14 protein-coding genes and 1 riboswitch are annotated in these 13,294 nt (G+C 72.0%); of the genes, 13 read left to right on the top strand and 1 reads right to left on the bottom strand.

Annotated features, from left to right (window positions below):
- Positions 1 to 2: 2 nt before the first annotated feature.
- Positions 3 to 797, top strand: coding sequence for a YdcF family protein (locus tag HZU84_RS07275; protein WP_244954452.1), 795 nt, complete (start codon positions 3 to 5; stop codon positions 795 to 797).
- Here the strand turns inward: HZU84_RS07275 and HZU84_RS07270 are convergent.
- Positions 794 to 2,389, bottom strand: coding sequence for a UbiD family decarboxylase domain-containing protein (locus HZU84_RS07270; RefSeq protein WP_149503187.1), 1,596 nt, complete (start codon positions 2,387 to 2,389; stop codon positions 794 to 796). The two genes, HZU84_RS07275 and HZU84_RS07270, sit on opposite strands and share 4 nt — an antisense overlap.
- A gap of 280 nt (positions 2,390 to 2,669) precedes the next feature.
- Between HZU84_RS07270 and HZU84_RS07265 the strand changes: the two genes are divergently transcribed.
- The 12 genes from HZU84_RS07265 (at position 2,670) to nusB (ending at position 13,264) form a co-directional block, all read left to right on the top strand.
- Positions 2,670 to 3,608, top strand: coding sequence for a lytic transglycosylase domain-containing protein (locus HZU84_RS07265; protein WP_149503186.1), 939 nt, complete (start codon positions 2,670 to 2,672; stop codon positions 3,606 to 3,608).
- 49 nt (positions 3,609 to 3,657) lie between these two features.
- A riboswitch (ZMP/ZTP riboswitch) is annotated at positions 3,658 to 3,780 on the top strand.
- A 58-nt stretch (positions 3,781 to 3,838) separates the two neighbouring features.
- Positions 3,839 to 5,092 carry a serine hydroxymethyltransferase gene (gene glyA / locus HZU84_RS07260; RefSeq protein ID WP_149503185.1) on the top strand — a complete coding sequence of 418 codons (1,254 nt, stop codon included), beginning with the start codon at positions 3,839 to 3,841 and terminating at the stop codon, positions 5,090 to 5,092.
- A gap of 23 nt (positions 5,093 to 5,115) precedes the next feature.
- Complete coding sequence (nrdR, locus tag HZU84_RS07255; RefSeq protein WP_037481268.1) at positions 5,116 to 5,559, top strand: transcriptional regulator NrdR; 444 nt, start codon at positions 5,116 to 5,118, stop codon at positions 5,557 to 5,559.
- Positions 5,560 to 5,673: 114 nt separating this feature from the next.
- Positions 5,674 to 6,219: a prepilin-type N-terminal cleavage/methylation domain-containing protein gene (locus tag HZU84_RS07250; RefSeq protein WP_149503184.1), complete on the top strand. Its 546-nt coding sequence runs from the start codon at positions 5,674 to 5,676 to the stop codon at positions 6,217 to 6,219.
- Positions 6,213 to 6,686 carry a type IV pilin protein gene (locus tag HZU84_RS07245; protein WP_180692843.1) on the top strand — a complete coding sequence of 158 codons (474 nt, stop codon included), beginning with the start codon at positions 6,213 to 6,215 and terminating at the stop codon, positions 6,684 to 6,686. The genes HZU84_RS07250 and HZU84_RS07245 overlap by 7 nt, the downstream gene beginning before the upstream one ends.
- A 3-nt stretch (positions 6,687 to 6,689) precedes the next feature.
- Positions 6,690 to 7,397 (top strand): hypothetical protein, encoded by a 708-nt coding sequence (locus HZU84_RS07240; RefSeq protein ID WP_149503182.1) that lies wholly within the window; start codon positions 6,690 to 6,692, stop codon positions 7,395 to 7,397.
- Complete coding sequence (locus HZU84_RS07235; protein WP_149503181.1) at positions 7,381 to 8,646, top strand: hypothetical protein; 1,266 nt, start codon at positions 7,381 to 7,383, stop codon at positions 8,644 to 8,646. The genes HZU84_RS07240 and HZU84_RS07235 overlap by 17 nt, the downstream gene beginning before the upstream one ends.
- Positions 8,643 to 9,845: a hypothetical protein gene (locus tag HZU84_RS07230; RefSeq protein WP_149503180.1), complete on the top strand. Its 1,203-nt coding sequence runs from the start codon at positions 8,643 to 8,645 to the stop codon at positions 9,843 to 9,845. Before HZU84_RS07235 ends, HZU84_RS07230 begins: the two co-directional genes overlap by 4 nt.
- 57 nt (positions 9,846 to 9,902) lie before the next feature.
- The gene (gene ribD / locus HZU84_RS07225) at positions 9,903 to 11,084 is read left to right on the top strand and encodes a bifunctional diaminohydroxyphosphoribosylaminopyrimidine deaminase/5-amino-6-(5-phosphoribosylamino)uracil reductase RibD (RefSeq protein ID WP_338054792.1); all 1,182 of its coding nucleotides are present in this window, start codon (positions 9,903 to 9,905) and stop codon (positions 11,082 to 11,084) included.
- Positions 11,085 to 11,141: 57 nt separating this feature from the next.
- Positions 11,142 to 12,239, top strand: a complete 1,098-nt coding sequence (gene ribBA, locus HZU84_RS07220) for a bifunctional 3,4-dihydroxy-2-butanone-4-phosphate synthase/GTP cyclohydrolase II (RefSeq protein ID WP_149503179.1) — start codon at positions 11,142 to 11,144, stop codon at positions 12,237 to 12,239.
- Positions 12,240 to 12,284: 45 nt separating this feature from the next.
- Entirely contained in the window at positions 12,285 to 12,749 is a 465-nt protein-coding gene (gene ribH, locus HZU84_RS07215) for a 6,7-dimethyl-8-ribityllumazine synthase (protein WP_149503178.1), read from the top strand.
- On the top strand, positions 12,746 to 13,264 hold the full coding sequence (nusB, locus tag HZU84_RS07210) for a transcription antitermination factor NusB (RefSeq protein WP_149503177.1): 519 nt from the start codon (positions 12,746 to 12,748) through the stop codon (positions 13,262 to 13,264). The genes ribH and nusB overlap by 4 nt, the downstream gene beginning before the upstream one ends.
- The last annotated feature ends 30 nt before the right edge of the window (positions 13,265 to 13,294 follow it).

Below are 13,294 nucleotides of genomic sequence, written 5' to 3'. Positions count from 1 at the left end.
CCGTGCTCGATCCCTCCTGGAAACCGACCCTCTCCGCGCTGCTGCAACCCCCGGCCAGCCTGCTGCTGATGATTCCGGCCGGCCTGTGGCTGCAGCGCCGCCCGGACTGGCGGCGCTGGGCCGGGCGGCTGATGATCGGCACGGCCCTGCTCGGGCTGTGGCTGATGTGCTCCAGCGGCACCGCCCTCTGGCTGCAGGATCGGGTGCTGCGTCCGCCGCCGGCACTCAGCCCGCCCGAAGTGCGTGCCCTGATGCGCAGCCCGAAGACCCCCCCCAGCGCCATCGTGGTGCTGGGCGCCGGCCGCCATCGGCTCTCGCCGGAATACGGCAGCTCGATGCTGACGCAGCAGGCGATGGTGCGACTGCACTATGGCGTGTGGCTGGCGCGGCGCACCGGCCAGCCGCTGGCCTACAGCGGCGGCGTCGGCTGGGGCCAGTCCGGCGAGGTCACCGAGGCCGAGACCGCCGCGCGCATCCTGATGGACGACTACGGCAGCCGGCTGCGCTGGACCGAGTCACGCTCGCGCGACACCCGCCAGAACGCCCGGCAGCTGGTGCCGATGCTGGAGGCCGACGGCGTGCGACGCATCATCCTGGTGACCCATGCCGTGCACATGCCCCGGGCGCTGCGCGCCTTTCGCGATGCCGCCGGCACCCGCCTGGTGATCGTGCCGGCCCCGGTGGCCTTCATCGTCCCGGACGAGTCCGGCCTGCTTGACTGGATGCCCAGCGCGCACGGCTACCGGCTCACCCATGACGCGCTGCACGAGCTGCTCGGGCTGATCACCCGGAACTAGCCCCGCGGGCCCGCCGGCTGGCCGATCGTCGGCGCGACCAGCCGGCCCCAGAGCGCATCCATGCGTGCGGTCACCGCGCGATCCATCTCGATCGTGCGGCCCCACTCGCGGTCGGTCTCGCCGGGCCACTTGTTGGTCGCGTCCAGCCCCATCTTGCCGCCCAGGCCCGACACCGGCGAGGCGAAATCCAGATAGTCGATCGGGGTGTGCTCGACCAGCGTGGTGTCGCGCACCGGGTCCATGCGGGTGGTGATCGCCCAGATCACCTCCTGCCAGCTGCGGATGTCGACGTCGTCGTCCACCACCACGATGAACTTGGTGTACATGAACTGGCGCAGGAAGCTCCAGAGGCCGAACATCAGCCGCTTGGCGTGGCCCGGATAGGCCTTCCTCATGCTGATGACCGCCATGCGGTAGCTGCAGCCCTCCGGCGGCAGGTAGAAGTCGACGATCTCCGGGAACTGCTTCTTCAGGATCGGCACGAAGACCTCGTTGAGCGCCACCCCCAGCACCGCCGGCTCGTCGGGCGGCTTGCCGGTGTAGGTCGAGTGGTAGATCGCGTCACGCCGCATCGTCATGCGCGAGATCTCGAACACCGGGAACCAGTCCTGCTCGTTGTAGTAGCCGGTGTGGTCGCCGTAGGGACCTTCCAGCGCGTGCAGGTAGCCGTCCTTCTCCTTCAGCCGCACGCCGTGCTCGCTGACGCCCTCGAAGCCGGGCTCGGCCGGCGGGATGTGGCCCTCCAGCACGATCTCGGCGCTGGCCGGCACCTGCAGCATCAGGCCGCCCTCGCCCACCTGGCTGTCGGCCAGTTCGGTGCGGCCGCCACGCAGCAGGCCGGCGAACTGGTATTCCGAGAGACTGTCAGGTACCGGGGTCACCGCACCCAGGATCGTCGCCGGATCCGCCCCCAAAGCCACCACGATCGGAAAGGGCTTTCCACGATTTGCATGAACGAATTCGCGGAAATCCAACGCTCCGCCGCGGTGAGCGAGCCAGCGCATGATGACCTGACGCCGCCCGATCACCTGCTGGCGGTAGATGCCGAGGTTCTGGCGCCGGCGCGGCCGGGGCACCGACTGCGGACCACGGGTCACCACGAGGCCCCAGGTGATCAGCGGTGCCACGTCGCCGGGCCAGCAGTGCTGCACCGGCAGCCGGCCCAGATCGACCTCCGGCCCCTCGATCACCTGCTCCTGGCAGGCGGGCCGGCGCACCACCGCTGGCTTCATGTCCCACAGGGTTCGTGCCATCTGCCACAGCTGGCCGGCATCCTGCAGCCCCTTCGGGGGCTCCGGCTCCTTCAGACGGGCCAGCAGCTCGCCGATGTCACGCAGTGCAGCCACGCTGTCGGCCCCCATGCCGAAGGCGACACGCTCCGGTGTGCCGAACAGATTGGTAACTGCAGGTGTCGTGAATTTTTGTGTACCGCGCACCGGATGGGTGAACAGCAGCGCCGGACCGCCGGCGCGCAAGGTGCGATCCGAGAGCCAAGTCATTTCCAGATCGGTCGAGACGGGTTCTTTCACTTCCAGCAGCTGCCCTCGGGCTTTCAGGGCGGCGAGGAAGTCTCTCAGGTCACGGTATTTCATGATCTACGGTTATGAAGAATGAGTCTTTTATTGTTGACCGGTTATTTTGGCGACTTCTAGAATCCAGCCGTTCATTGACGAAGGGGCTTGTGGCCTGCCGCGCAACGCGCAGCTGCCCCGGACAATCGCACCGTCAGGTCAGGGGAGAAGGTCGCCGCAAGAGCGACTGGCGACAGGAAGGCACCGCGCGACTGCGGGCCCTGGAACGCGGGACCGTCGACGGATTATCAAGGCGCCAGCCCATGGCCACACGGCGCCTGCAGAAATGGGAAGGAGTTGCATGAGTGCATCCCGCTCTTGGGCACGCGTTCGCGCGGGCGCCCTGAATTCGGCACGGGTGTTCGTCAGCGATCTGGGCAACGGACTGATGGTCGTCAGCCACAGCAGCCTGGCCGTCATCGGTCTGGCGGTGCTGGCCGCGGCCTTCGTGATCGGCGGTCGGGCCGATGTGCGCGGCCTGCTCGAGGAACGTGCGCTGGACTGGCTGGTCTCGCGCCAGGAAGCCCGCTCCGCGGATCCGTCCGAGACGCTCGACACCGCCAGCCTGCTCGGCCCGGGCGACATCTCGGCGGTCGACCGTGCCACCGCGATCGATCCGAGCGAACTCAACCGCCAGCAGGCGGTGGTCGCGCAGTGGCTGTCGCGCCGCTACAGGGTCGCGCCGGAGCCGGTCGGCCGGCTGGTCCAGGAAGCCTGGTCGCTGGGCCAGCGGGTCGGCCTGGAGCCGACGCTGATCCTGGCCATCGTGGCGATCGAATCCTCGTTCAATCCTTTTGCGCAGAGCTCGGTCGGTGCCCAGGGTCTGATGCAGGTGATGACCCGGGTGCATGACGACAAGTACGTCGCCTTCGGCGGCAACCATGCCGCCTTCGATCCGCTGACCAATCTGCGCGTGGGCGTGCAGGTGCTGAAGGACTGCATCGCCAAGGCCGGCTCGGTCGAGGGCGGCCTGCGCCACTACGTCGGCGCCGCCAATCTGGCCAGCGACGGCGGCTACGCCTTCAAGGTCATGGCCGAGCAGGAATTCATGCAGCAGCTGCTGCGCGGCCGCTCGGTGCCCACCACCGCGCGACTGCCAGTGCCGCCGGTGGCGCCGCCCGAGGCCGCAGGCAGCAACGGTGCGCCGATGACCCCGGTGCAGCCCGGTGTGCAGCCGGGCGGCTCGCCTTCGGCCGCAGCCACCGGCACGATCCCCCGCCTCGCCGCGCTGGGCTACTGAGTGGGCGGCCGCCCCAGGCGCCAGCCTGAGGCCGTCTTCCTGTAAACTCGCCCGACCACGCAACTGGCGTTCAAGGTCCGCATCGGGCCGAGGTGGGCAACCACCGGGGAGCGTGGTCGCCGCAGGCGCATCGGCTTGCGGCGGTTTCTTGCCGTGCGCCTGGGCAGCCCGATCCGACCTCCGAAGCGGGCCGGAACGGGTCCAGAATCTCCCGACAGGACTGCCGCATCATGTTTGACCGCGCCATTCACTCGCTGGCCGCCATCGACCCCGAAATCAACGCCGCGATCGAAGCCGAAGTGCTCCGCCAGGAAGAGCACATCGAGCTGATCGCCAGCGAGAACTACACCTCGCCGGCCGTCATGGCCGCGCAGGGCAGCCAGCTCACCAACAAGTACGCCGAAGGCTATCCGGGCAAGCGCTACTACGGTGGCTGCGAGCATGTCGACGTGGTCGAGCAGCTCGCCATCGACCGCGCCAAGCAGCTCTTCGGCGCTGAATTTGCCAACGTGCAGCCGAACTCCGGCTCGCAGGCCAACCAGGCGGTGTTCTTCGGCCTGCTGCAGCCCGGCGACACCATCATGGGCCTGAGCCTGGCCGAAGGCGGCCACCTGACCCACGGCATGCCGCTGAACATGTCGGGCAAGTGGTTCAAGGTCGTCTCCTACGGCCTGAACGCCCAGGAAGACATCGACTACGACGCGATGGAGCGTCTGGCCCACGAGCACCGCCCCAAGCTCATCATCGCCGGCGCCTCGGCGTTTGCGCTTCGCATCGACTTCGAGCGCTTCGCCCGGGTCGCCAAGGCGGTCGGCGCCTACTTCATGGTCGACATGGCCCACTACGCCGGCCTGATCGCCGCGGGCGTCTACCCGAACCCTGTGCCGCACGCCGATGTGGTCACCACCACCACGCACAAGACCCTGCGCGGCCCGCGCGGCGGCCTGATCCTGATGCGCGGAGAGGAAGTCGCCAAGAAGATCAACTCGGCGATCTTCCCCGGCATCCAGGGCGGCCCGCTGATGCATGTCATCGCCGGCAAGGCGGTGGCCTTCAAGGAAGCGCTGAGCCCCGAGTTCAAGGCCTACCAGGAACAGGTGGTCAAGAACGCCGCTGCGCTGGCCGAGACGCTGACCGCGCGCGGCCTGCGCATCGTCAGCGGCCGCACCGAGAGCCATGTCATGCTGGTCGACCTGCGCCCGAAGGGCCTGACCGGCAAGGAAGCCGAGGCGCTGCTGGGCCGTGCCCACATGACCTGCAACAAGAACGGCATCCCGAACGACCCGCAGAAGCCCTTCGTCACCAGCGGCATCCGTCTGGGCAGCCCGGCCTTCACCAGCCGCGGCTTCAAGGAAGAGCAGTCGCGTCTGGTCGCCAACCTGATCGCCGACGTGCTGGACGCACCGAACGACGAGGCGGTGATCGAGCGCGTCAAGGCGCAGGTCGCGCAGCTGACCCGCGACTTCCCGGTCTACCGCGGCTGAGGCCGGGCGGCGACGCCCTCCCGATGCGCTGCCCCTACTGCGGTCACCAGGAAACCACCGTCGTCGAGACCCGCGCGTCCGACGAGGGTGACGCGATGCGCCGGCGACGGCGCTGCAGCGGCTGCGACAAGCGCTTCACCACCTACGAGCGCGCCGAGCTGGCGATGCCGGCGGTGGTGAAGAAGAACGGGGCACGCAGCGAGTTCGACCGCGCCAAGCTGCGCGCGTCGATGATGCTGGCGCTGCGCAAGCGCAATGTCAGCGTCGACCTGCTCGACGCGGCGATCGCCCGCATCGAGAACACCCTGTTCACCAGCGGCGAGAGCGAGGTCGGCACCTCGCAGATCGGCGAGCTGGTGATGCGCGAACTCAAGCGTCTCGACAAGGTCGCCTATGTGCGCTACGCCTCGGTCTACCGCCAGTTCGAGGATGTCGACGCGTTCAGCCAGCTGATCCGCGAGATCTGATCGCTGCGCGGCGTGCGGCGCCGCTCATCCCGACCGCCGCCATCCCCCCACGGCGGGATCGTCGCATGCGGTCCCTCGCACGCAGACTGGGCCTTCCTTCTCAGGGAGGTCCGCATGACATCTCGCCCCGCCCCGGGCCTGACGCTGCCCGAGCTGCTGCTGGTGCTGGCCCTGCTCGGGCTGCTGGCCGCGCTGGCCCTGCCCTCGCTGGCCGAGCAGCTGCATCGGCGCCGCCTGATGGCCGCCTCGACCGCGCTGCTGGCCGACCTGCAGCTGCTGCGCGAAGCCACCACCGCACGACACCGGCTGCTGCGCCTGAGCCTGCACGACCTGCCCGAGGGCAGCTGCCGGCTGATCCATGACGGCGATGCCGCCGACTGCCGCTGCGAGGCCGATGCGCGCCATCAGCCCCAGGTCGAATGCCGCGCCGGCACCCAGCTGCTGCGCGCCACGCTGCTGCCGCGCAGCCAGGGCCTGGTGCTGCGCGCCAATGTCGCCAGCCTGCGCGCCGAACCCCGTCACGGCACCATCACCCCGACCGGCACGATCGAGCTGACCGGCAGCCGCGGCGGGCCGGTGCTGCGCCATGTGGTCAACATCCTGGGCCGCACCCGGCTGTGCACGCCCGCCTTGCCGCTGCCCGGCGTGCCGCGATGCTGAGCGCGCAGCCCCGACCGCCCGCACCCGTCCGCGGACTGACGCTGATCGAGATGGTCGTGGTGCTGACCCTGCTGGCCCTTCTGGCCGCGATCGCGCTGCCGTCCTGGCAGCAGCAGCTGCAGCGCGGCCGCCGTGGCGACGCCATCGCCGCGCTGGCACGCATCGAGCTGGCCCAGCAGGACTGGCGCAGTCGCCATGCGCAGTTCGCGCAGACGCTGGCGGCCGACGGCCTGGCGCTGCCCGCCCTGAGCCCCGCAGGCCACTACCGCCTGTCGATCGCGACCGAGGGGCCTGACCCGGCCAGCGGCTACCGTGCGGTCGCGCAGGCGATCGGCGCCCAGCAGGGCGACAGCGCCTGCCTGTGGATGGCGATCGAGCTGTCGCAGGGCGAACTGCGACCGCGCTCCGGCCCGGACCCGCGCCTGGGCAACGCCGCCGCCGAAAACCGCGACTGCTGGAGGCCCTGAGCGATGCGATGCCGGGGTGTCGCGCTGATCGAGCTGATGCTGGCCTGTGCGCTGGCGGTGGCGCTGGGCGCCTCCGCACTGCATCTGGTGGTGGCGCAGATCGACGAACAGCGCCGGCTGCAGCGCATGATCCGCATCGAGCAGGAACTGCGCGCCGCCGCCGACCTGATCGTGCGCGACCTGCGCCGCGCCGGCTACCGGGGCGATGCCGCCACCGCGGTGCTGCGCGCGGCGGACGGACAGGCGGTGCCGCCCAATCCCTATGCCGGGCTGGAGCGCGGCCTCGAAGCCGGCGCGAGCGCGCTCGGCCATGCCTACAGCCGTGACATCGCCGAGGACGGGCAGGTGGCCAACCATGAGCGCTTCGGCCTGCAATGGCTGCCGGCCGAAGGTCTGCTCGAGTGGCGGCTGTCGGGCAGCGCGCTGCAGCCGGCTGCACGCGATCACTGGCAGGCCCTGGTCGATCCGGCGCTGCTGCAGGTGACCGCGCTGGCCATCGATCTCATCGAGGAGCGCCACTCGCTGCTGGCGCTGTGCGGTGCGGCGGCGGGCGGCTGCGGCGGCCAGGCGGGCTGCCCGCCCGAGCGCATCCGTCGCCAGGTGCGACTGCGCATCGAGGCCCGCGACCGGCAGGATGCCAGCCGGCGCCACCAGCTCGAGAGTCGGACCAGTCTGCGCAATGACGAGGTGCGCGGTGTCTGCCCGGCCTGAGCATCATGTCGGCCGGCGCTCGCAGCGCGGCCTGGGGCTGCTGGCGCTGGTGATGGTGCTGCTGCTGTGCGCGCATCTGGCGGTGCTGGGCGGGCAGCGGGCAAGGCTGTCGCAGCAGGCCGCCGCCGAGGCCCACCGCCAGGCGATCCAGGCCCGCGAGGCCGCCGAGGCCGGCCTGGCCTGGGTGCAGGCGGCGCTGAACGAGAGCAGGCCTCTGGACGAACACTGCGAGCCGGCGGCGACCTCCTCCGCCACCCGCCCGCTGCTGCGCGAGCGCTGGCTGACCGAGGTGCTGCGCACCGGCCCGGACAGCCTGCGGCCGGCCTGCCGTCTGAGCGCCGGCCGCTGGCACTGTCACTGCCCCGCGCTGGGCGCAGGTCGCCCGGCCGGGGCGGGAGACGGCCGGCTCGCGCCAGCCTTCGGCGTGCAGCTCGAGGCCGAGAACAGCGCGCGCAGCCTGTGGCGGGCCACGATCGACGGCTGCAGCCATGCCGCGCCCGACTGCGGCGCCCCCGATGCCGCCGAGCTGGCCGCCCGGCACCGCCTGCAGGTGCTGCTGGCCCCGCCGGGCGGCGCCGGATCGCCGCCTGAAGCCGCCGTCAGCGCGGTCGGGCGACTGCGGCTGGCCGGCACGGCGCTGGCCCTCCAGGGCGATCCGGCGCAGGCCGGCCCGGCGCTGCAGGCCGGCGGCGACATCCAGGTCGAGCCGCCAGCCCGCAGCCTCGGCCCGTCGGGAACGCCGGACGAAGCCAGCCGCCGCGCCGGCGATCCGCGCCTGGCCGAGGGCGCGGCTGCGCTGTGGCCGCGCCTGACCGGCCTGCCGGCCGAGGCACTGGCCAGCTCGCCGGGCTGGACGCGCATCGCCTGCGGTGGCGGCAGCGACTGCAGCACCGCGACCGCCGCCGCGCTGGCCACCGGACAGCGACGGCTGTGGATCGACGGCGATCTGGACCTGGGCGGGCGCGACTGGGGCTCGCCGCAGCAGCCGGTGCTGCTGGCGGTCAGCGGCCGGCTGAGCGCCAGCGGGCCGTTCACCGCGCACGGCCTGCTGATCGGCGGCCGGGTCGATGTGGCGCCGACCGGCGGCGGGCGCAGTCGGCTGCAGGGCGCGCTGATCAGCCTGGGCGAGGCCCGCATCGACGGCGCGGTCGACCTGCGCCATGACCGCACATTGCTCGAGCGGCTGATGCCGCTGCCCGGCGCGCTGCTGATGGTGCCGGGCAGCTGGTTCGACCCGCCACGCCGATGAGCACGCACACCCCCCGGATCCGCCCGCACGGCCTGGCGCTGATCGAGGTGCTGGTCGCGCTGCTGCTGCTCGGCCTGGGCAGCCTGTCGCTGCTGCGGCTGCAGGGCGGACTGCGACTGGGCGCCGACCTGAGCCGCCAGCAGGCCGAGGCGGTCCGCCTGGCCGCCGACGACCTGGAGACACTGCGGGCCGGATCCGCGGCCGCTGCGCCACCGGCCGTCCTCGACGGCGGCGCCTCGCCGATGCGGCTGCAGCGTCGCATCGAGGCAAGTGCGCTGCAGCGGCTGGCATCGGTGAGCAGCCGCATCGACTGGCACGACCGCCACGGCCAGCCGCAGACGCTCGAGCTGGCCAGCCTGCGACTGCAGCCCCAGGCCGACCTGGCTGCGGCCACGCTGCTGGCACGCTCCAGCGGTGGCAGCGGTGGCACTGGCCGCAGCAGCGGTGCCGTGCCCGGCATCGCCAGCCCGGCCCGGCTGCCGCCGGGCAGCCAGGACCTGGGCGATGGCCGCCAGGCCTGGCGCGTGCGGCCGGACTCGACGCGGATCTGGGTCTTCGACAGCCGCAGCGCCACGGTGACGCAGCGCTGCGACCGGCCCGCTCCGCCGCCCGGCACGCCGGAGCGGCTCGATGCCGGCAGCCTGGGCGATTGCCGGGCCGTGTCCGGGCTGCTGCTGTCGGGCCATGTGCGCTTCGCCACCGGCACCGACATGCCGGGAGAAACCCAGGCCGAGCAGCCGGACAGTGCGATCCTGCCACTGGACCTGCGGCTCACGCTGAGCAGCACCGGCCACCCCACGCCCGCCTGGGAGTGCGTTCATGACGGACCGGACGGCAGCAGCACGGCAGGCCGCGCGATCGCCTACCACTGCCTGGTGCAGCCGGTCGCGGCCGCCTCGGGCGGCCTGCCGCGCTGGTCCGGCCGGCTCGATCTGGTGCCCCTGGGCTGGCTGCTGGCCGAGGGCAGCGCCACCGCCGGCCAGTCCGGACGCTTCCGGGTCTGCCGCTACAGCGCCGACCGGGACGGCAACGGCCGCATCGACGCGGCAGAGCATCCGGCCGTCTACAGCGCGGTGACGCTGCCGCTGGCCGGGCAGAACTTTCTCGTCGTCCGCGGCAGCGCACGCTGCCCGGTCGACACCGGCCCCTGGCCCTGGCCGGACCCGCTCGACGACAGCACGGTGGCGCACCAGCCCTGAGCCGAGCGCGCCTGTCGTGCCTGCACGCGCAGCAATGATGCGGTGCACAATCCCGTCATGGATGCCCTCGACCCCACTCCGGACGACCTCCTCCCGGCCCCGCTGGCGCAGTTCAGTGCCCGTGACCAGATCGCGATGGCCGAGGCGCTGGACCTGGCCGCCCAGGCCATCGGCCTGACCGAACCCAATCCGCGGGTCGGCTGCGTGCTGACCGCGCCCGACGGGCAGGTCATCGGCCGCGGCCATACCCGCGAGGCCGGCGGCCCGCATGCCGAGGTGGTCGCGCTGCGCGAGGCCCGCGCCGCCGGCCACGATCTGCGCGGCGCCACCGCCCATGTCACGCTCGAGCCCTGCAGCCACCACGGCCGTACGCCGCCGTGCGCCGACGCGCTGGTCGAGGCCGGCCTGGCACGGGTGGTGATCGCCGCGCTCGACCCCAATCCGCTGGTGGCCGGCCGTGGCGTGCGCCGGCTGCGCGCAGCCGGCATCGAGGTGACCCACGGCCTGATGGCCGAGGCCTCGCGCGAGCTCAACATCGGCTTCTTCTCGCGCATGCTCCGCGGCCGGCCCTGGGTGCGCATGAAGGTCGCCGGCAGTCTGGATGGCCGCAGCGCCTTGCCCGACGGACGCAGCCAGTGGATCACCGGCGCGGCCGCGCGTGCCGACGGCCATGCCTGGCGGCGGCGCGCCGGCGCGATCCTGACCGGCGCGGGCACGGTGCTCGACGACGACCCGCGCCTGGACACCCGCCTGGCGACCGATCCCTGGGGCCGGCTGCCGCTGCGGGTGGTGCTCGACAGCACGCTGCGCACGCCGCCGACCGCACGCCTGCTCGACGCCCCGGGCCGCGCGCTGCTGCTGTGCCTGCCTGCCGCCCTCGAGAACGAGGCGCGCGTCGCGGCGCTGCGGCGCGAGGGCGTCGAGATCGAGGCGGTCGCACCCGGCGCCGACGGCCGCCCCGATCTCGCTGCGGTGCTGGCGCTGCTGGCACGGCGCGGCATCAACGAGCTGCATGTCGAGGCCGGCGCGCGGCTCAACGGCGCGCTGCTGGCCGCCGGCCGGGTCGACGAGCTGCTGGCCTATGTCGCGCCGGTGCTGCTCGGCGAGGGCCGCGGGCTGGCCGCCTTCGGGCCGCCGGCCTCGCTCGACCAGGCCTGGCGGCTGGCGCTGCACGACGTCGCACGGGTCGGCGAAGACGTGCGACTGATCGGCCGGCCGTCGGGTGCGTCCGCGCCCTAGGGGACAGACTCGCGCCGGCTTCAGGGTGGCAGGCCGCCGAACGCCTACAATCCCGGAATGTCGATTTCTCCGATACCCGAGCTGGTGGCCGAGCTTGCGGCCGGTCGCATGATCATCCTCGTCGACGAGGAGGACCGCGAGAACGAGGGCGATCTGGTCCTCGCCGCCGATCTGGTCACACCGGAAGCCATCAATTTCATGGCCAAGCATGGCCGCGGCCTGATCTGCCTGACGCTGACCCGCGAGCGCTGCGAATACCTGCAGCTGCCGCCGATGGCTGCGCGCAACGGCACCAAGCACAGCACCGCCTTCACCGTCTCGATCGAGGCGGCCACCGGGGTGACCACCGGCATCTCGGCGGCGGACCGCTCCCGCACCGTGGAGGTCGCGGTCGCCCGCGACACCCGACCGGCCGATCTGGTCCAGCCCGGCCACATCTTCCCGCTGCAGGCCCAGGACGGCGGCGTGCTGATGCGCGCCGGCCACACCGAGGCCGGCTGCGATCTGGCCCGCATGGCCGGCCTGTCGCCCGCCTCGGTGATCTGCGAGATCATGAAGGACGACGGCACGATGGCGCGCCTGCCCGATCTGCAGGAGTTCGCCCGCGAGCACGGCCTGAAGATCGGCACCATCGCCGACCTGATCAGCCACCGCAGCCGCAATGAATCGCTGATCGAGCCGCTGCACCAGGCGCCGCTGACCACGCCCTGGGGGCAGTTCGACAGCCGCGTCTACCGCGACCGCACCGGCCAGGTCCATCTGGCGCTGTCCAAGGGCAGCTGGACCCCCGACGACGAGCTGCTGGTGCGGGTGCACGAGCCGCTGTCGGTGCTGGACCTGCTCGATGTCGGCCGCGCGCGCCACTCGTGGGCACTGCCGCATGCGCTGGCGACAATCGAGTCGGCCGGGCGCGGCGTGGCGGTGCTGCTCAACGTCGGCCAGGACGCGCAGGCGCTGCTCGGCCTGGCGCAGCCGCAGCCGGCCGAGCCGGCCCGCACCGCCATGGACCTGCGCACCTACGGCGTGGGCGCGCAGATCCTGCGCGACCTCGGCGTGCGTCGCATGAAGCTGATGAGCAACCGCCGCCGCATGCCGAGCATGGTCGGCTACGGCCTGGAAGTCACCGGCTTCCTGCCCTCCGAGCCCCAGGCCTGAGCGCCAAAACGCCAACACGCCGACCCTCACCACGGAGTCATCGCCATGCAAGGTGCCGACAAGGGCCAATCCACCCGTCTGGACGGCAGCGACCTGCGCGTCGCCATCGTCCAGGCCCGCTTCAACGCCGAGCTGACCGACCGGCTCGCGCAGAGCTGCATCGCCGAGCTGCAGCGCCTGGGCGTCGAGGCGCGCCACATCCGCAACATCAGCGTGCCCGGCGCGCTGGAGGTGCCGGTGGCGCTGCAGGCGCTGGCCGAGGCCGACGAGCATGACGCGCTGATCGCGCTGGGCTGCATCATCCGTGGCGAGACCTATCACTTCGAACTGGTCGCCAACGAGAGCGGCGCCGGCGTCACCCGGGTGTCGCTCGATCATGGCGTGCCGATCGCCAATGCCATCCTGACCGTCGAGAACGAGGCCCAGGCCTGGGCCCGTGCCGAAGACAAGGGCGCCGACGCGGCCCGCGTCGCGGTCGAGATGGCGAATCTGCTGGAAGAATTGTCTTGAACCCGAATCAGAAAAACCGTCCCCAGTCCGCCACGCAAGCCGCCGCCGGCACGCCGCGGCCGAAATCCGCCCGCCGCCGCTCGCGCGAGCTGGCGCTGCAGGGCCTGTACGAATGGCTGATCAGCCGCGCCGATGTCGGCGTGGTGATGGCGCACATGCGCGAGCAGGACGAGCACGGCCGCTGCGACAGCGCCCATCTCGACGCGCTGCTGCAGGGCTGCATCAGCCAGGTGGCCGAGCTGGACGGCGTGATCGCGCCGCATCTGGACCGCGGCGTGGCCCAGCTCTCGCCGGTGGAGCATGCGGTGCTGCTGATCGGCACCTACGAGCTGCGTCACTGCGTCGAGGTGCCCTACCGGGTCGCGATCAACGAGGCGGTCGAGCTGGCCAAGGCCTTCGGCGGCACCGACGGCCACAAGTATGTCAACGGCGTGCTCGACAAGGCCGCCGCCGCGCTGCGTCCGGCCGAGGTCGCGGCCCAGCGCGCCGCCCGCAGCGCACCGCGCCCGTCCTGATCCTGCCGTCTGCTGCCTGCCGTCGAGACC

It is taken from the genome of Sphaerotilus sulfidivorans (genome assembly GCF_013426975.1).
GTDB classification, from domain to species: Bacteria; Pseudomonadota; Gammaproteobacteria; order Burkholderiales; family Burkholderiaceae_C; genus Sphaerotilus; species Sphaerotilus sulfidivorans.
This window is presented reverse-complemented; position numbering and strand designations above follow the sequence as displayed.